The organism is Pseudoalteromonas maricaloris (assembly GCF_024746855.1).
Lineage (GTDB): Bacteria > Pseudomonadota > Gammaproteobacteria > Enterobacterales > Alteromonadaceae > Pseudoalteromonas > Pseudoalteromonas maricaloris.
Genome location: NZ_CP024626.1, coordinates 1,202,005 through 1,219,753, shown reverse-complemented (window position 1 = coordinate 1,219,753; position 17,749 = coordinate 1,202,005). Strand labels below are relative to the sequence as shown.

Here is a 17,749-nt window from a genome sequence, read left to right as displayed (position 1 = left end):
CCAACCAGTTGTGGCGCTTTTGGCTTTTGCTGAGCGCCACTATTTTTTAGGATAAATATGTTACGTTCATTTTTATTATTGCTATGTCTGCCATTCACCTTGGCCGCTGAATCCGTGATTGATCCCGCTCGTGATAGAGCAATTCCTGTAGAAATTCATCAACCATCCAATACCGATAACTGCTCAACTGCAGCGCTTTGTCCCGTTGCTCTGCTAAGCGCCGGCTATGGTGTCTCACATACCGACTATCAATTCTTGGTCAAGACGCTAAACCAAGCAGGATATTTGGTTATTACTGTAGGCCATGAGCTTGCAACTGACCCTCCTCTTTCCGTCGAAGGGAACTTATACGAAACACGCGCAGAAAACTGGCAGCGTGGCGCTGATACGCTAATGTTTATTCACGATTACTTTAAGCTGAAGTTCACCACCTTTGACTTTGAGCATATCCTCTTAATTGGCCATTCTAATGGCGGTGACATTTCAGCATGGTTAATCAATCACGGTGCTAAATTTGCAAACCAAATCATTACGCTAGACCATCGCAGAGTGCCATTACCGAGAAGCCTTGATGTAAAGGTATTGTCGATACGAGCAAGTGACTTTCCAGCAGACAAAGGAGTGTTACCAAATATTGCTGAAAAGCAAAAATATCAGGATTGTGTTGTCACGATAGCGAATGCAAAACACAACGACATGACTGACGAAGGTCCGAGCTGGCTAACAGACAAAATAGCACAAATTTTGGCGGCTCATTTAGCTGGTAAACCTTGCCTAGAGAACGAGAAAGTAAAAGGCCAATAGTCGCAAAACGCAGAGAGAGAAGTGAGGAAATCTCACTCCTCTTTCTGTTTATATGTTCTATTTGAGCTGAGCTTTATTTAATTTCAGCCACAGGCATTGATAGCGGTTTTACACACATAAAATATGCCCAAGCAATCAATATGATTTGCAGTGGTGCTCTAATTAGCAAATAAACTGGTCCCCACTGATGTCCTCCCAAGCCAACGCTGTTGAGCGCGGCATACACATTTGCGGGAAAAAACAGGATAAAAATGGCAATAGCCGCTTTTGCTGTAGATAATTGATATTTAGGTATAAATAACAGAATCGCTACGACGAGTTCGATGACACCAGTGAAATACACCAAAGGAAGCCTATACGGCACCCAACTAGGTAACATTTCTACCATTCCCTGTGCTTTTACGATATGGCCAATAAAAAAGAACATAAATGCGATACCGAGACCCCAACAGGCAAGCGTTGTTGTCTCTACCTGTACGCCTCTTACCTTTGAATAGATAATACCGAGTAATAACGGGCTGCAAAGTAACAGTATAATAATGATTGGTGTAACCATGGTTTATGCCTCATCCCTAAACATTGTTAGCGGCTAAAAAGCCACCAAGTTTATCCAATCATGTCACGTGATGTTCCTAAAAACAATAAAATTAGCAACCGTATGTGCTAGATTTTACTGATCTTTAGCTCACCACTTTCATCAACTCCGCTTTAGTCTTGCCGATATCAAACTGCTCAACCATCTCTCGCAATTCATTGGCTTTACTCAACAATGACAGCCCCGATGCATTCGTCATCTCTACCAAAGTATTGTTTTGTTGCGTGATACCATCAATTTGTTTAATCGCTAGATTAATTTGCTCAATACCACTTGATTGCGTATTGCAGGCCTCAGCGATAGTTTGCACTTGCGATGCAAGTCCATACACACTTTCCACGATGGTTTTTAACGTCTCACCGGATTCTGACGCCAGCTTAGATCCTTGCTTCACTTTGATGTTACTGCTTCCCAACAACTCAGAAATGTCTTTTGAGGCGCTTGCACTGCGCAGCGCTAAATTTCTCACTTCTGAGGCAACGACCGCAAAACCTTTTCCTTTTTCTCCGGCTCTTGCAGCTTCAACAGAGGCGTTCAGCGCTAATAAGTTAGTTTGAAACGCAATAGAATCAATAACCTCAATGACGGTAAGTATTTCTTTGGCACTCTTACTAATTTCGGTCATTGCCTCAATCGTTGATTCAACCACCTTTCCACCTTGCTGTGCTTGCTGGTTCACTTCAATGGCCAACTGATTAGCAGATTGCGCATTACTGGCGTTTGAGTGCACGGTTTCGGTGATTTCACCAACTGATACCCGTGTTTCTTCAATAGATGCAGCTTGAGAAGAGGATCGTTCACTTAACTCTTCGATGCCTGTGGTGATCTGCTGTACCGAAACCGTGATGGATTCCGCCATGGCGAGTAGCTTTTGCATCATATTAGCTAAGTTGCCAACACTGGTATTCACCGATTGTTTCAGCAGCGCAAAATCACCCGCATAACTTTTTTCAACTTGGCGAGTTAAATTTCCCTGAGACAGCCCATCCATCACATTCATGCACTCCTTAAGTGGCGCTTCAATCGAGTCCAGCGTTTCATTCATGGCTGTAATTATGCAGGCGTATGCGCCATGGTGATTGCTAGCGTCTGCTCTATGATGCAAGTCTCCTTCGCTGGCCGCTTCAGCAAGCTTTTCGGCATCGGTTAGCATCAATTTAATCGCACCAACACAAGCAAAGAGGCTTTGATAGATGCTATCAAACTCTCCTTTATAACCATCATTCGTTAAGGCGGGTAATTCTCCTTTTGCGATACTTTCTAGATACCCACTAGTAAGGGCTACGGGTTTAGAGACCGCATCAAGCGTTTCATTAACGCCACGAATGATTTTCCGAAATTCACCCTGATGTTTGGCTTCATCCGCGCGAGTAGAGAGCTCCCCTTCTCCTGCGGCGGCAACTAAACTGTAAGTATCCTCAATAAGTAACGATAGTGATGAGGTGGCGCGTTGTAAGGCCATATGTATTTGCGCAAATTCGCCCTTAAACTCACCGCTAATCTGCTCGGGAATTTCTCCTTTTGAAAGCGAAGTAAGATATTGTTTTGTTTGGCTAATGGGCTGCTCAACAGCATCAAGTAGTTTGTTAAGTCCGCTGGCTATTAATTTCATAGAGCCAACGTATCCCTCAAGGTTTATACGTTCACTCAGTTTGCCATCGGAAGCTGACTTAATGAGCTGTTCAACCTGTTGTTCTGCACGTCTTGTCTGGCTTAAATCCTTAAATTCAAATACCGTACCTAACACCCTACCATTTTGATCGGAAACTGGGTTGGCGGTTACTGCAATGATTATGTCACCTACGCACCACTCCCACTCTAGCTGACGTACTAATTGACCCGCAGCCTGGTGCAGTGCTTTAGAGCTGTGAAGTAAAGCTTCGGGAATTGGATGATTAACGACTTCAGTCGGCACACTTAACGCAGTGCGGTAACGATCAAATAAAGAATCACATTGTGCATTTACGTAGATCACTTGATTACTGTCATCACATAAAAGCACGGGCGCGGCCACGTTATTTAGCGCATAACGGATCCGTAAGTTTTCTTTTGCTTGTAGCTCTAGCTTTTGAGTCGCATCAAGTAAGCTAGTTTGCATTTGCCGTAAATTTGCCAGTAAATTACCTATTTCATCGTTACTGTGTACAACGACGTTGTTGTCTAATCGACCACTCGCAATTGCTTTCGCCACATCAGATGCACGGCGGATTGGACGAGTGATTAAATGCTGCATATACCAAGTCAGTAATCCTAAAGTCACAAGCGCAATAATGATGAGTCCTAGGGTACTAAAAAAGATAAGTTGGTTTTTTGTCGCGACAATTTCACTCGTTCTCGTGTCTACTAACGCGTTAATTTGCTCATTAATTTCAAGTAAGTAAACACTTGCTTGGCGGTCTATTCCACTTACTGAAGCATCAGCAAGGTTAATATCAAAGCCTGAACTTTTGAATAGTTCCACCGCTTCACGATATTTTTGTCCTAAGGTGAGGTGTTCTTTTTGATATTCTCGCAACTTATTTTCTAGGGTAGTTGGTAATGCATAAGCTGAAACAATTGAACTGAGTTGCTTTTGTACCTCAGCTTCTTTGGTTTCAAATCTTGACCAATATTTATTTAGCTGGGCAGGATCTCTTCCTCTAATGAGTACATTTTTCCACTCTTGTACTTGGGTTTTGAAATCATCGAGCACTATGTTTATTTGCTCGCGAGCAGCCAATTCATTGTCTATCATGCTGTCATACTGCTCCGCGACGCGTTTCATCACCAAAACAGTAATCATCGCACCGATGAGCATTACCACTAAACCCGCAGTTACCGCAGAAATAAGTTTTGCCTTAACACTTTTCATTCTGAGTATCCCTAATTATGAAAAGATTGTTACATAAAGATAGAACAGGAATAGTGGTGCCACAAATCAATGCAGTATCAAGGGTGAAAAACCGTTATTGCACTTTGATTTACAATGTAAAACTTATGACATTCGTCATCATCACAGAGTCACAAATATCTGCTAGGATAGGTTCGCAAGAGAATAAAGGAATAATACCTGCGGAGCAGGTTTTTAGCGGAGTAAGTAGATGTCGGCGTTTTTTCGCTATCCGACGGCTTGGTTGGTAACAACCATTTTCACTTGGTTAGCCGTTGCAGTACCAAGTTTGATTTATGCTCAGCAAAAAGCACAATGGCTGCCTTGGGTACAGCATATCGGTGTTTTGATCCTCGTACTTTTATGTATCAATGAATCCGAAAAATACTATGGCTACAAGGTTAGATATTCAATGCTGTTTGTATTGGCGCTTTTGATCCAATCAATTAACCTTACCTCCCCGGCCGCAATTCATCTCATTTACAACGTAAAACTCGTTGGGATCCTTGCTTTTTATGTTCCTTTAAGTTTTGCGCTTGGGTATATCCTAGTTACCTCCTGCTTATATGTTGCGTCGCAATACTTTTTTTGGGGACATGGTTTTGAATATCTCAACGCTGTGTTATTTGCTTGTTTTCAGTTATTTGCGTACGTGGTGTGTAAAAGAATGCAAAAAGAACAAGAAGCCAAAGAAGCGCTACAACTCGCGCACAGTGAGCTATCTGCAACGCAGTCTCTGCTAAGCCAAAGTATTGCTAAACAAGAGCGGCTTCAATTAGCACGAGAATTACATGACGATGTTGGACATCAAATAACCAGTCTGATTGTAAATTTAGATGTCGCAAGACGAACTGCGGCTGAACCATTAACCGAGCTATTAGATAGCTGCTATTTGCAAGCTAAAGACACCCTAAAATGTATTCGCGATTTAGTCAGCGACAAGCGTAGCAACGAGCATATCGATCTCCATGATGCATTGCTGAGGCTTACTGAATCAATCCCTCGTCTTAACATTGAACTCGACTATGAACATCATCCCTTACTCGAGAAATTAAGTTATGCCAATTGCATTTTAAAATGCTGCCAAGAGGCCATCACCAATACCTTGAAGCACGCCAAGGCGGATAAAATGCAAGTACGAGTGTATTGTCAACAAGGGTTAAAAGTACAAATAAGTGACAACGGCATTACCTTAAATAGTATTCGATTTGGAAATGGTCTGGCTGGTATGCAGGAACGGATCCAAGAACTCGGCGGCAGTCTTGATGTGTCAACTCATCAAGGCGTAACATTAACTATCCATTTTGGGACGACAAATGGCTAAAATATCAGTTTACCTAGTCGATGATCAGGCGCTTGTGCGCCAAGGTATGCAAGCACTGCTTTCGCTAAGTGGTGACATTATTTGTTCTGGAAGCTGTGGCAGCGGCTGTGAGTTCATTCAACAGGTTCAATCAAACCAAATTACAGCTGACATTGTGCTTTTAGATATGCGAATGCCTGAGCTAGATGGTGTTGATGTACTCACCGAGCTTTTGCCTTTGGCTATAAACTTTAAAGTCATTATCCTCACTACCTTCAACGATACTGCAAAGCTAAAATTAGCCCTAGAACTTGGTGCTAAAGGCTGCCTTCTTAAGGACGTGGACTTAGAAGAGTTAATTGATGCAGTTCGACAAGTCCATCAAGGTGAACTTATTATCCAAGACGAGCTTGCTGAGACCTTACTAAAACCTGACCCCACTTTAGATAAGCTCACCACACGAGAAAAGGATATTTTAAAACTAATCGCGAAAGGATATTCCAATAAGGAAATCGCCAATGCATTATATAAAGCGGAAGGTACGATCCGTAACTCGGTTTCTTGTTTGCTCGCAAAACTACAAGTACGAGACAGAACACAAGCTACACTGAAAGCTAAAGCGCTCGGCTTCGGGGATTGATATTGCTACACTGCCATATCGCCATTTCCGGAGCCGTTTTTGAACAACCCAAATTTACCACTAGTTTATCACTCTAATTACTCATTCAATTTTGACCCAAAGCACCGCTTCGTGATGAGTAAATTTGCGCGTCTTTACCAAGAAGTAGATGCATTAGGGCTCATTCACAACAATGTTTATAGCCCAGAGTCAGGCAACCCATCGCCACTTGAAAGCGTGCACTGCGAGCAATATATTTGGGACTTATGGGGTAACCAACTCGACGCTAAAGTGATGCGACGTATCGGCTTGCCTTGGTCGGAGCAACTTATGGCACGTACTTTTACTGCGCCTCTTGGAACACTAAAAACTGCAGAACTTGCGCTTAAACACGGTATTGCATGCCATTTAGCCGGAGGCACGCACCACGCACACTATGATTTTGGCTCTGGTTTTTGTATGGTGAATGATCTTGCCTTTACAGCCACACATTTGCTCGACAGCAATCAGATCACCAATGCCCTAATTTTTGATCTGGATGTTCATCAAGGCGACGGTACCGCCGCTATGCTAAAACACAACCCGTATGTTTATACCTGCTCAATCCACTGCGAGAAAAATTTCCCCTTTCGTAAGCATGATAGCGATTTAGATATTGGCTTAGAAGTAGGGATCAGTGACACTCACTACCTCGAAATTGTTGCTCATACACTTGAGTCATTATTGATTGATCTAAATCCAGATATTGTGCTGTACGACGCTGGTGTCGATGTTTGGCAAGGTGATAACTTAGGTAAATTGGACATCTCATGGCTTGGCATTGCGAAACGAGATGCACTGGTGCTGAGCTTATGTCAAAAGCATGGTGTCCCTGTCGCGACCGTGATTGGTGGTGGATACGATAAAGATCACCAAAGATTAGCAAAGCGCCACGCGATTGTGGTGCAACAAGCTGCAAAACTTTAAAAAATGATGATCTTTTTATGTTGCGCATTCGTTTATCATTATGAAGGGTTTGATTGGTGTAACACCTTTAGTTAATTTCCCCTTCACCATGGCACTGATTAGGCGCACCGAGTGGTGCGCTTTTCCTTTTACTCTCCTGAAAAAACACTTTCATTAATATTTAAAAAACATTTAATTTACACACGAGACTCTCCCTGTTAATGTACCCACTTCGCTAACTAAAACAAGGAATTAGTATGAAAACCAAACTTGCGATTATCGCTTCATTATTCGCTGCGAACTCAGCATACGCTACTGTGGAATTGTACTCAGGTGCAAATAACTGTGCTTTAGACACTAAACTAGAGGCTGCTGCTTTCACTAAACATGCAAATGCGGTTGGTAACTTAGAGGCGTTAACACAAAAACACAGCGAACAAGCGGGTGCCACGGGAAATGGCTACTTTATTTTTAATCCAGCCTACTTAAGAACTGATCGTTACTTCAACTGTAGCGTGCCGCTAAATGCCAATATTGGCCAATTTACGCTAACCGTTCATGGAACAACTAAAGGATTAACTGGTACTAATGCCTTCTGTTCGATTTCAAGAATACGAAAAGTAAGTGATGGCGGTATCGATAAATGGTTCAAGTTTAAAACTGGTAAAGCTTTTTATTGGACAGATATATCTGATCCAAACGTAGCAGAAGAGCAATTTGTTAGCTACACCACAATGTTAGACAATAACTACGAAAGTGGCGCTGTTTTGGACCTCAAGTGCAGAACAACGTGGGATAAAGGCAGCGTGGCAGTTGGTCAAATTGAGCTTAGCTACTAATATTGATTAGTACCCTAACACTCTGGGCAATCTTTCACTGAGGATTGCCCATTATGGTCCAACAAATTCTTGATTATGCTTTGCCAGAGCACGCCTAATTCGGTCTATGAGCATCGGATCTGTATTCTTGCTAAATGCCATACATCCACGCTGCTGACTTGCCTTCGTCACTTCTAAAAGCGGTGTAACTTCATCATCGTTAAGCCCAGCGGTTTTAAGTTCCTCACTCATAATGTATTCCGTAGACATTACAAGGTCTATCCGCCCTTTGAAAAAGAGTTTGTAAAAGCTTTTGGAGTCGGCGGCGACCACCAAATGATCTCCTTGAGTAAATCCGTGTTGAATCAAAAAATCATAATAGATATTGCCTTTTACTACTGCAGAAGTGTATTGCTTAGCATCTTCCAATGAAGCCACTTGAATATCTTTGCGCGTTTTAAGTTTGAAGAAATACACACCCACAGGGCGGATCAAAGGACATGCCCATTCGTAGTCAGCTTCACGCTCTGCGGTACGATAAATAGAGTAAATCATTGTATTTGGGCGCTCTTTGGCAATTTTCATTGCCCGTACCCAAGGGTAAACTTTTATCTCGTAGTCAATTTCAGCAGCAGCAAGCACTTCCTTTACCTTTTTTGTTGCTCTCCCAACAACCTCACCTTTGTCATTGGTGAAGTTGTACGGCTTCCACTCTTCGGTTACCACGAGTAGATCTTTTGCAGAGGCACTCAAACTCGTTAAAGAGAGTATAATCAGGCTATAAAACGCTAATTTCATTACATAAGCCAATATTTCTTCTCCGCTTTTTGCAATTCCACCTTAACTCATGCACCATATTAAAAATATAAAGTTTCAAGAACATCAATATGAAAAGCATAGTACTATTTATCCTTCTCGTCGCTTGTAGTTTTACGAGCATGGCGAATGAACAGGCAACGTCAAAAAAGCCGACAGAAAACCAACAACAACAGGCTTTATCACAATTACAAGAGCCCATGTATAGACCCTTAATTGAGCGTTATATTCTTGATGAATTAAGAGCAGTCAGAGAAGATCAAATGCGCTTAAGAGCTGATATAGAAAAGAAAATCAGCCACTCTCAGCTAGATACTGCAGATCGCGCAATTACCTACACCACGGATACCATCAATAATGTGCTCTTTTTGATCACAGCAGCTGCGTCTATCTTAGTTGTCGTTGGTTGGACTTCTTTTAGAGATATTAAGAGTAAAGTAGAAGATATCGTTAGCCTGCGCGTTGGCACGATCACCGACGAATATGAAAAGCGCCTTCAGGTAATTGAAGAGAAATTACGCGAGCGTTCTGAAGAAATCCTCAATAACCAGAAGAAAATCTCTATAACGAATGAAGTACACTCTCTGTGGATGCGGGCAAATCTTGAGAGTGACATGAATTCTAAAATTGAAATTTACGATGAGATCCTAAATCGCAAACCGGAAGATGTCGAGGCGATTGCCTACAAAGCCGATGCGTTATTAGAGCTTGGTCAAACCAACACTGCAATTGCTTTGTGTAATCAAGCATTAGAAATCGACAGTGACTATGGCTATGCCTATTGGCAGCGCGCGTGTGCTTACTCCATGCTATATAAGCATGCAGATGCGATGGCCGACATCCGTATGGCTTTGGAATATGCGCCTAACTTAAAGAACGAGTTACAACACGAGCCAGCGTTTGCAAGCCTTGCAGATAACCAGAGCTTTAACGAGCTGGTGAATAGTTAAGTTGTTTTAGCAGCTCGATTTGTAACTGCGTAATCACATCGAGCTGCTTCTTAGAGATAATTAACGGATTTTCAATTTGATGGATTGCAGCCCCTTGCAAATTAAAGTGTTTTTTCAGCTCAACCATCATATTACTGTCATAGAAAAGCGCAGCCAAAGAGCCGTCTTCAAATGCTTGTGTTAAGCCATACTCAAGGCGTTTATGTAGTTTAATATCCTCTTTGCGGACATAGAAGTACACCATTGAAGGGTAGAGTAACAGGTTCTTATCGCTATAAGTCACTTGCTTGTTATCGAACGCCTTGAGCTCAGGTACGACTTCAATGACACCTCTTGGAAAAATTTTACCGGCACTATTTGCAAGCACTCTGTAAACTGCCAACCCATCAACATATTTTTCTACCGTAAAACCCGCTTTTTCAAAAATCTGAACATCGGGCCAATCCTGCCCCAAGACAACGTTGAACTGTTGTAGCTCAGCTAATGATAAATGCACATTCAGCTTGCCGCTGTCGGCCACGTTCATTGCCAGTGCCCTTATACCAAAGCTGCCAAACGCTATGGGAATGGCCACTGGCTTTGCTTGAGTGTCTCTAGCGGCTGTTGAGACCGTCCAGAATACATCGACATTGTGCTTTAGCAATTCCTTAAATTGCCGTGATTGATTAATTGGTAAATCAATCGGCTCTATCCAGTACTCGCCATATTGCTCTCGTGACTTATCTAAAGCTAAGCGCAAGACTGACAAAAAATATTGATTCTGCGGCGTGCCATTTTCTTCCGCTGCGTCCACGACCCTAATGACCTTTGGCTCTGCAGAAACAGTATTCGCAGTTACCAGCATTAATAAACACAAGAGATACATAACACGAGCCTGCATAGGATCACCAATATTGCTCAACGGTGATCTGCCCGGGCTTGGCTCGCCTATGGCGTTCGTACCCCATACTCTGCAACTGAGCACTTAGCTCTTTCACCATTTCGGGGTTACCACAAAGCATAAAATGACTATTATCTGGAAACTGCTTATAGCCAAGGTGAGTTAATAATTGCTTGTTTTCTATCAGTTCAGTGACGCGCCCTTGGCAACCGATCTCAGGTTGTTCCCGTGTAACAAGCGGCACATAAGTAAAGCCATCCCTTTGTTGCTGCAGCTGCTCGAGCTCTTCACGGTAACACAAATCTGCATTTAGCCGTACACCATGAATAAGGATCACCCGCTTAACCTTCTGCCATACTTCGCCTTCTCTGAGCATAGACAAAAATGGGCCAACCGCCGTACCTGTACTTATCATCCAAAGCGTATCGCAAGGTGGTAGTTCATCTAGTATAAAAAAACCGTTTGCTTGGTAAGCTACATTGAGCTCATCACCGGCTTGTAGCTGATGTAAAGGCACTGAAAGGTTGCCATCGGGCACTTCAACTAACAAGACTTCATGAATTGGTTCTGACGGCGGGTTTACAAAAGAATAGGCTCGCGCAATGCGCTTATTCCCTTGTTGCAAACTCAATTTAGTATATTGACCAGCCTTAAACGGTGCGATATCCGCTCTAAATCTGATACTGAATAATGTGGGCGTCCAATGTGTGATTTCGACGATTTCTCCTTTTACCCATTGCGACATTATTTCTCCAAAACTCACAAGCCGTATTTATTTAACGATAACATAACCATGGCAAAAAAATTGGCTTTGTCAAAGTTTCGGGCACCAGGTTTTTCCTAATTCAACAGGAAGCGGATCTCTGACGATGATCTGTGAAGTGACTTTGGGCAGCGACAGATTAAACTTGTCGATATGCGCATTCACCATGGACGCATATCCTGCATTTGCAGCGCCGAGCGAATAGGCTTTCATTGTTGTCGACACGGTTACGGCTTGTTTGTTTTGCTCTAGCTGTTGTACCAGCTCCCGCAACCAACCAAGATAATTCTGATTATCTTCTATTAGAGAAGGCTCCGTTGCAATATCAGCAAGCGCCTTGTGGTAGTTTGAGAAGTCTGAGTTGAGTACGTATATCCCAAGACCATTGATTGATACCTGCTTCACAGCCCTATAGTTTTCATCTTTTGCGTAATGGGTTGCCGCATCAACGTAATAGCTCAGCGCCTCATCGGCTTCGCCCATTGCAAATGTTGCATTGCCAAGCGCGGTTAACAACCCTGCTTGCATAAAGCTTGGTAACATTTCTCTATCCACGCTTTTTAAGAGATTGTAGCCAATCGCGGGTTGTTCAAGGCGCGTGTACGCAATCGCGATGTTCACTTTAAGTGCGGACTTATGCTGGAAGCTGGCTGGAGTGTTCATTGCACATCGATAATGCCAGATAGCTTGTTCATTCTGGTTACGGCGACGATAACCAACACCAATATTAGTCAGAATTTTCGCCCTATCTTCGTCAGCCAAAGTCTTGAAGGGTGGCGCTTTAAGCGTATTTAGCGCTTTAATAAAAATGGCGTTATTGAACGTATTGGCACTCGCTCTAATGGCAAGGTAATGAAGTTGATATAAATCTGCAACAGCAAGATCCTCCCGAGCAATCGCGCTTTGGTATGCCTTAAGCGCTTCATCAGGCGCGTTTTTAACCAGAGATTCAAACGCATCTAAGTCAACTTCGGCATTCGCCATTAATGCTAACAAGCCCAGAACAAAAATCGCCATCGTCCAATACCAATACCTTATCATTAGAAAAACTCTACCACCTTTATGTAGTGTAAACTAGGGAATTTTGGATGGACCAAGATCAAAAAAAAAGCCGCTTCAAGCGGCTTTTTTGGGTGTGATTCGCGTTGTTTTAGGCGTGTCTCCAAAACTCTGCGATTACGTTACCAAGGAACTTTTCAAATTGTATTAAATTGACTCTAGCGCAATTTTAACCATTTCATTGAACGTGCTTTGACGCTCTTCTGGTGGCGTTGCTTCACCAGTAATAACATGGTCACTTACTGTGAATAGTGCCATCGCTTTTGCACCGTATTCAGCCGCTACGCCGTATAAACCAGCTGTTTCCATATCAACAGCCATTACGCCTAGCTTGTCTAATTCTTTATAAAATTCGCCATCGGCTTGATAGAAAGTATCTGTAGTGAAAACATTACCAACTTTTGCTTCAATACCTAAACGGCGAGCAGCGTTTACGCCATTTTCTAATAAACCAAAATCAGCAATCGCAGCGAAGTCATAGCCACGTACACGAGCACGATTCACATTTGAGTCTGTGCTTGCGCCTTGTGCAAAGATCACATCGCGGATCTTGATGTCTTGACTAATACCACCACATGTACCGATGCGGATCAGGTTCTTAACACCAAAGCTAACAATAAGCTCACGAGCGTAGATTGACATAGATGGAATACCCATGCCTGAACCCATAATGCTAACTGGCTTACCATTGTAAGTACCAGTAAAACCAAACATGTTGCGAACGTCAGTTACCTGACGAGCATCTTCCAAAAAGTTTTCTGCAATGTATTTTGCTCTTAGTGGATCGCCCGGCATTAATACCGTTTCTGCAAAATCACCTGGCTTTGCGCTAATGTGTGGAGTGCTCATATTGTTTCCTTTAGTTAGGCTTTTATCTCGGCCTTAAAGCCTTCACCGTACTGCGTTGCATCTAAATCAAACCACTGGGCAAGCGTTTGACCTATGTCAGCAAAACTTTGTCTTTCTCCTAACGGAGTATTGTTCATACCCGGTGTATATGCCAATACGGGCACGTACTCTCGCGTATGATCTGTGCCTTCTGCGGTTGGGTCACAACCATGGTCGGCAGTCACTAAAAGCAAGTCATCAGCTTTTAGTTTGGCAATAATTTCCGGTAAAAATGCGTCAAACTCAGCAAGTGCTTCTGCATATCCCACTGCATTTCTGCGGTGACCAAATTTTTCGTCGAAGTCGACTAAATTGGTGAAGATAAGGCTGTGGTCTGGCGCTGTGTCCATCACTTCGCTTGTCTTTGCTAGCAGATTCAAAAGACCAGGCGCTTTGTGCTTTTGTGTGATCCCTTGATGCGCATAAATATCTGCAATTTTACCAATACTAATTACTTCGCCACCGTCATTGGCTAGCTTATCTAGCACAGTCGGCGAAGGCGGTAATACCGAATAGTCTCGGCGGTTACCAGTACGAATAAAGTCGGCACTTGAAGTGCCTATAAATGGCCGCGCAATCACTCGTCCTATATTCATTTCATCAAGCAGTGCCCGTGCGATTTCACATACTTGATAAAGCTTGTCAAGTCCGAACGATTGTTCATGAGCGGCTATTTGAAAGACGCTATCAACTGAGGTGTAACAAATCGGCTTGCCGCTTTGCACGTGTTCTTCACCCAGCTGTTCTAAAATCGTTGTGCCCGACGCGTAACAGTTACCCAAAATGCCAGGTATGTCTGCACGTTTGCACAATTCATCTATAAATTCTTGTGGGAAACATGGGTTAGTATTTGGGAAGTAACCCCACTCAAACAATACTGGCACCCCTGCCATTTCCCAGTGGCCAGACGGCGTGTCTTTGCCACTCGATAATTCTTTTGCATATCCCCAAGCAGCACTTGGTTCTACGGTTTGCGCCACAGCGCAAGTTTCTTTACCTGCAGCTTCACATGCTGCAATAAGGCCTAGTTTAGAAAGATTAGGTAAGTCTAACGCTTGTCCTTTTTCTTCTTTATACGCCTGCAATAAATGAGCGAGAGTATTAGCGCCTACGTCACCAAACTTTTCTGCGTCCGGTGCTGCGCCAATGCCTAGGCTATCCGCCATTAAAATGATTGCTCTTGCCATAGATACCTCTCTATACTGCTCAGGCTATTATTTATTCTTAAATACATGGTTACCTTAAGCGTTGGTTACTTTATGTTTGGTTAAAAAAATCGTACAGGACATAAGTCCGCTGTCATAAAATAGTCACAAAATTCACGAAAAGCTGCGATCTTGCTAATTTAGCTCTGTCGCCCTCAAGCGGACATAAGTCCTGTTTTGAGTCCGCCAAACCCGTTAAATTTGCTCATTAAGCGAGGCAAAAGAGATTAATCGTGTCTTTTTTGCTATTGTGATCTTCCAACATAAACAACTGCTGGGTGTGAACTTTAGTGACACGAACTATTATAGCCATAGCTGGCGCATCTGCGTCTGGTAAGTCTCTTTTTAGTCAAACGATCTACAACGAACTAGTGAATGAGCTTGCCTCAGGCACTATCGCGGTAATCGAAGAGGACGCCTATTATAAAGATCAATCGCATTTACCTATAGAGCATCGTACTCAAACGAATTATGATCATCCTGATGCGTTTGAACACGAGTTGTTACGCGAGCATTTAACTAAGCTTCGCCTAGGTGAATCCGTAGAGGTTCCTACCTACGATTACGGACAGCATACACGTAGTGATAAAACCCGAATAGTAAACCCTGCTAAGATACTAATCGTCGAGGGTATATTACTACTGAGCGATCCTGCATTAAGTGAAGAGTTTGATATCAAGGTGTTCATTGATACACCTTTGGATATTTGTTTGCTGCGTCGCATGCAAAGAGATATAGAGCACAGAGGAAGAAGTCTGTCATCTGTGGTAGAACAATATCAGGCGACGGTAAGACCGATGTTTTATCAGTTTATCGAGCCATCCAAGCATAATGCCGACTTGGTTGTGACCCGTGGCGGTATGAATCGCGTTGCGATTGATATTATTAAAAGTAAAATAAAATATTTGCTACAAGAATAACGGGAAATTGGCATGACAACAATTATGAGCTTAGTGGGCATGATGATGCTCCTAGGCGTAGCATTTGCGTGTTCAACAAATCGCAGTGCTATTAATAAGCGTACCGTAGGCGTTGCATTTTTATTGCAAGTCCTTATTGGTGGCTTTGTACTCTTTATTGAAGCGGGTAAAAATGTATTAGCTTCAATGTCTAGCGCGGTTGCCAAAGTGATTAGCTATGCTAATGACGGTATCGGTTTCTTGTTCGGGCCATTAGCCAAACAAGACTCGCTAGGGTTTATCTTTGCGATTCAGGTATTACCAGTGATCGTGTTCTTCTCAGCGCTCGTTGCTGTGTTGTATCACCTTGGTATCATGAACTGGATCATTAAAATTTTAGGTGGTGGCTTGCAAAAGTTACTACAAACGTCACGACCAGAGTCGCTTTCAGCTACGGCAAATATTTTTGTCGGCCAAACGGAAGCCCCTTTGATCGTAAAACCGTTTATTCCAAAAATGACGCAATCAGAGTTGTTTGCGGTTATGGTGGGCGGTTTGGCGACGGTGGCAGGCTCTGTTATGGCGGGCTATGTGGCGATTGGCGTTGAGCTTAAATACCTCATTGCCGCGAGCTTTATGGCAGCTCCTGGTGGTTTCTTAATGGCAAAAATGATTGTGCCAGAAACCGAGAAGCCACACGAAAATCTATCTGATGTAGATAGTGGTGATGATAAACCAGTAAACGTAATTGATGCAGCAGCATCAGGTGCATCAAGCGGTATGCACTTAGCACTGAACGTAGGTGCGATGCTACTTGCGTTTGTGGCACTAATTGCGCTACTAAACGGTTTACTAGGCAGTATTGGTGGAATTTTTGATTACCCAACACTGACGCTACAAGAAATTTTAGGCTACGTCTTTGCCCCTGTTGCTTGGCTACTTGGGGTACCTTGGTCGGAAGCCGTGACGGCAGGTAGTTTTATCGGCCAAAAATTGGTAGTTAACGAGTTTGTTGCCTACCTAGATTATATGAATTATCGCGATACGTTGAGCACGCACACTCAAGCGATTGTCACATTTGCTTTATGTGGATTTGCTAACTTATCGTCGATTGCCATCTTACTAGGCGGACTTGGTGGTATGGCCCCAAGTCGTAGAAAGGATATCGCTCGCCTAGGGCTCAGAGCAGTGTTAGCAGGGTCTATGGCTAACCTCATGAGTGCAGCAATTGCAGGTTTCTTCCTCTCGCTAGCTTAGAAACTTATTGAGATAAGCCGCAGTTGCAAAACAATTGGTTGGTTGCTTTAAGGGGTTAAAGTGACCACACTAACTTGAACGATACTTCACCAAAGGGCCTTTTAGGCCCTTTTATCGTTTCTGAGAAACACTTTTTTGACCACCCTTCTTAAGAAACCAGTACCTCTCACCTACAGCTCCTTCATCGCTTTTGGTGGAAATATCTTTTCTTGTAACCCAGTTACTAAACTGACTCCAAGCAAAACTAAAATACTGCCAAGGATTGTGTTAGCACCGATTTGCTCTTGCAAAAAGAGATGTCCCCATAAAATCCCAAACACTGGAATTAAAAAGGTAACAGATAAAGCAGATGCAGCGCCGAGATCTTCGACTAACTTAAAATAGAGAATATAGGCAAAGCCCGTACATAATATGCCAAGTCCAACTACCGCACTTATCACTGTAGAGTCAGGCGTTTCTCTCATTGGCATAAACCAAATAAAAGGCAATACCAATAGCGCAGAGCCCCATAAGTTACCATGGGCATGATTAAATGCGCTCATTTTTGGTGCCGTTTTGGTGTAATGAGAGGCCACCGCATAGCTCAGAGTCGCACACAGGGTTGCAATAATAGGTAACCATGCACCTTCGTCCAATACGGTGCTATCCAACCCAACTAGCGTGATAACACCTGCAATCCCAAACCCACACCCTAGCCACACCGACTTTTGCGTTGGCACTTTTAGCCAAAACACACTGATTAACACCCCCCAAAATGGTGCGGTTGAATTTAAAATTGAGAGCATGGAAGCATCAAGCGTTTGCACAGCATAAGCGAATAACATAAAAGGTAACGCTGAGTTAAACAGTCCGAGGATTAAAAAGTGCTTTTTGTACTGCCAAAAATGTAAATTACGCTTTAATACTAAGGCAACCGCGGCGAGCGTTAACGCACCAAATAAGACTCGAAATTCAATGAGTACAGCAGGACCAAGGACACCGGCGGCCACCTTCATAAATAAAAATGAGCCACCCCAAATTGCGGCAAGTAACACTAAACCAAGAAACCCTTTCACTCCATACTCCAAGGTTAATATTAA

17 protein-coding genes are annotated in these 17,749 nt (G+C 43.0%); 8 read left to right on the top strand and 9 right to left on the bottom strand.

From position 1 onward, the window contains the following. Positions 1-57 precede the first annotated feature (57 nt). A complete protein-coding gene (locus tag CTT31_RS23125; protein ID WP_260492652.1) occupies positions 58-804 on the top strand; it encodes an alpha/beta hydrolase in 747 nt (248 codons plus the stop codon). A gap of 73 nt (positions 805-877) precedes the next feature. Here CTT31_RS23125 and CTT31_RS23120 read toward each other — a convergent pair whose 3' ends face one another. Beyond that, positions 878-1,360: a DoxX family protein gene (locus CTT31_RS23120; RefSeq protein ID WP_193521667.1), complete on the bottom strand. Its 483-nt coding sequence runs from the start codon at positions 1,358-1,360 to the stop codon at positions 878-880. A gap of 124 nt (positions 1,361-1,484) precedes the next feature. After that, the gene (locus CTT31_RS23115) at positions 1,485-4,250 is read right to left on the bottom strand and encodes a methyl-accepting chemotaxis protein (protein ID WP_239981595.1); all 2,766 of its coding nucleotides are present in this window, start codon (positions 4,248-4,250) and stop codon (positions 1,485-1,487) included. Between the two features lie 229 nt (positions 4,251-4,479). On the opposite strand from CTT31_RS23115, the gene CTT31_RS23110 reads away from it, so the two are divergent. The 4 genes from CTT31_RS23110 to CTT31_RS23095 all read left to right on the top strand — a co-directional run bounded on the left by CTT31_RS23110 (position 4,480) and on the right by CTT31_RS23095 (position 7,974). Continuing rightward, positions 4,480-5,592 carry a sensor histidine kinase gene (locus tag CTT31_RS23110; RefSeq protein WP_260492651.1) on the top strand — a complete coding sequence of 371 codons (1,113 nt, stop codon included), beginning with the start codon at positions 4,480-4,482 and terminating at the stop codon, positions 5,590-5,592. Continuing rightward, positions 5,585-6,211, top strand: coding sequence for a response regulator (locus CTT31_RS23105; RefSeq protein ID WP_211856584.1), 627 nt, complete (start codon positions 5,585-5,587; stop codon positions 6,209-6,211). Before CTT31_RS23110 ends, CTT31_RS23105 begins: the two co-directional genes overlap by 8 nt. Before the next feature lie 39 nt (positions 6,212-6,250). Continuing rightward, positions 6,251-7,156: a histone deacetylase family protein gene (locus CTT31_RS23100; protein ID WP_193521669.1), complete on the top strand. Its 906-nt coding sequence runs from the start codon at positions 6,251-6,253 to the stop codon at positions 7,154-7,156. 236 nt (positions 7,157-7,392) lie between these two features. Continuing rightward, positions 7,393-7,974: a hypothetical protein gene (locus tag CTT31_RS23095; RefSeq protein ID WP_260492650.1), complete on the top strand. Its 582-nt coding sequence runs from the start codon at positions 7,393-7,395 to the stop codon at positions 7,972-7,974. Positions 7,975-8,025: 51 nt separating this feature from the next. On the opposite strand, the gene CTT31_RS23090 is transcribed toward CTT31_RS23095, so the two are convergent. Continuing rightward, a complete protein-coding gene (locus CTT31_RS23090) occupies positions 8,026-8,751 on the bottom strand; it encodes a substrate-binding periplasmic protein (RefSeq protein WP_260492649.1) in 726 nt (241 codons plus the stop codon). Positions 8,752-8,891: 140 nt separating this feature from the next. Here CTT31_RS23090 and CTT31_RS23085 point away from each other — a divergent pair, with 140 nt between their 5' ends. Then, the gene (locus tag CTT31_RS23085) at positions 8,892-9,719 is read left to right on the top strand and encodes a TPR end-of-group domain-containing protein (RefSeq protein WP_021032582.1); all 828 of its coding nucleotides are present in this window, start codon (positions 8,892-8,894) and stop codon (positions 9,717-9,719) included. Here the strand turns inward: CTT31_RS23085 and CTT31_RS23080 are convergent. The 5 genes from CTT31_RS23080 to CTT31_RS23060 all read right to left on the bottom strand — a co-directional run bounded on the left by CTT31_RS23080 (position 9,697) and on the right by CTT31_RS23060 (position 14,496). Next, positions 9,697-10,599 carry a hypothetical protein gene (locus tag CTT31_RS23080; protein WP_211856590.1) on the bottom strand — a complete coding sequence of 301 codons (903 nt, stop codon included), beginning with the start codon at positions 10,597-10,599 and terminating at the stop codon, positions 9,697-9,699. The two genes, CTT31_RS23085 and CTT31_RS23080, sit on opposite strands and share 23 nt — an antisense overlap. 4 nt (positions 10,600-10,603) lie before the next feature. Then, entirely contained in the window at positions 10,604-11,344 is a 741-nt protein-coding gene (locus CTT31_RS23075) for a ferredoxin--NADP reductase (protein WP_260492648.1), read from the bottom strand. 69 nt (positions 11,345-11,413) lie between these two features. Further along, complete coding sequence (locus tag CTT31_RS23070; protein WP_260492647.1) at positions 11,414-12,379, bottom strand: tetratricopeptide repeat protein; 966 nt, start codon at positions 12,377-12,379, stop codon at positions 11,414-11,416. A 189-nt stretch (positions 12,380-12,568) separates the two neighbouring features. Continuing rightward, positions 12,569-13,270, bottom strand: coding sequence for a purine-nucleoside phosphorylase (gene deoD / locus CTT31_RS23065; RefSeq protein ID WP_010369942.1), 702 nt, complete (start codon positions 13,268-13,270; stop codon positions 12,569-12,571). Between the two features lie 14 nt (positions 13,271-13,284). Continuing rightward, positions 13,285-14,496, bottom strand: coding sequence for a phosphopentomutase (locus CTT31_RS23060; protein ID WP_211856596.1), 1,212 nt, complete (start codon positions 14,494-14,496; stop codon positions 13,285-13,287). Positions 14,497-14,804: 308 nt separating this feature from the next. Between CTT31_RS23060 and udk the strand changes: the two genes are divergently transcribed. Together udk and CTT31_RS23050 are read left to right on the top strand one after the other, a co-directional pair. Beyond that, a complete protein-coding gene (gene udk, locus CTT31_RS23055) occupies positions 14,805-15,434 on the top strand; it encodes a uridine kinase (RefSeq protein WP_010603723.1) in 630 nt (209 codons plus the stop codon). Between the two features lie 12 nt (positions 15,435-15,446). Then, the gene (locus tag CTT31_RS23050; RefSeq protein ID WP_010369948.1) at positions 15,447-16,670 is read left to right on the top strand and encodes a NupC/NupG family nucleoside CNT transporter; all 1,224 of its coding nucleotides are present in this window, start codon (positions 15,447-15,449) and stop codon (positions 16,668-16,670) included. Between the two features lie 170 nt (positions 16,671-16,840). Here CTT31_RS23050 and CTT31_RS23045 read toward each other — a convergent pair whose 3' ends face one another. Further along, complete coding sequence (locus CTT31_RS23045; protein WP_211856598.1) at positions 16,841-17,725, bottom strand: DMT family transporter; 885 nt, start codon at positions 17,723-17,725, stop codon at positions 16,841-16,843. Positions 17,726-17,749: the final 24 nt, after the last annotated feature.

Bases quoted from the DNA above. Each gene is read 5' to 3' on its own strand.
- CTT31_RS23105 (WP_211856584.1), top strand. From the start codon at position 5,585: ATGGCTAAAATATCAGTTTACCTAGTCGATGATCAGGCGCTTGTGCGC.
- CTT31_RS23095 (WP_260492650.1), top strand. From the start codon at position 7,393: ATGAAAACCAAACTTGCGATTATCGCTTCATTATTCGCTGCGAACTCA.
- CTT31_RS23110 (WP_260492651.1), top strand. From the start codon at position 4,480: ATGTCGGCGTTTTTTCGCTATCCGACGGCTTGGTTGGTAACAACCATT.
- deoD (WP_010369942.1), bottom strand. From the start codon at position 13,270: ATGAGCACTCCACACATTAGCGCAAAGCCAGGTGATTTTGCAGAAACG.
- CTT31_RS23085 (WP_021032582.1), top strand. From the start codon at position 8,892: ATGGCGAATGAACAGGCAACGTCAAAAAAGCCGACAGAAAACCAACAA.
- CTT31_RS23115 (WP_239981595.1), bottom strand. From the start codon at position 4,250: ATGAAAAGTGTTAAGGCAAAACTTATTTCTGCGGTAACTGCGGGTTTA.
- CTT31_RS23070 (WP_260492647.1), bottom strand. From the start codon at position 12,379: ATGGCGATTTTTGTTCTGGGCTTGTTAGCATTAATGGCGAATGCCGAA.
- CTT31_RS23075 (WP_260492648.1), bottom strand. From the start codon at position 11,344: ATGTCGCAATGGGTAAAAGGAGAAATCGTCGAAATCACACATTGGACG.
- CTT31_RS23060 (WP_211856596.1), bottom strand. From the start codon at position 14,496: ATGGCAAGAGCAATCATTTTAATGGCGGATAGCCTAGGCATTGGCGCA.
- CTT31_RS23090 (WP_260492649.1), bottom strand. From the start codon at position 8,751: ATGAAATTAGCGTTTTATAGCCTGATTATACTCTCTTTAACGAGTTTG.
- CTT31_RS23080 (WP_211856590.1), bottom strand. From the start codon at position 10,599: ATGCAGGCTCGTGTTATGTATCTCTTGTGTTTATTAATGCTGGTAACT.
- CTT31_RS23125 (WP_260492652.1), top strand. From the start codon at position 58: ATGTTACGTTCATTTTTATTATTGCTATGTCTGCCATTCACCTTGGCC.
- CTT31_RS23050 (WP_010369948.1), top strand. From the start codon at position 15,447: ATGACAACAATTATGAGCTTAGTGGGCATGATGATGCTCCTAGGCGTA.
- CTT31_RS23120 (WP_193521667.1), bottom strand. From the start codon at position 1,360: ATGGTTACACCAATCATTATTATACTGTTACTTTGCAGCCCGTTATTA.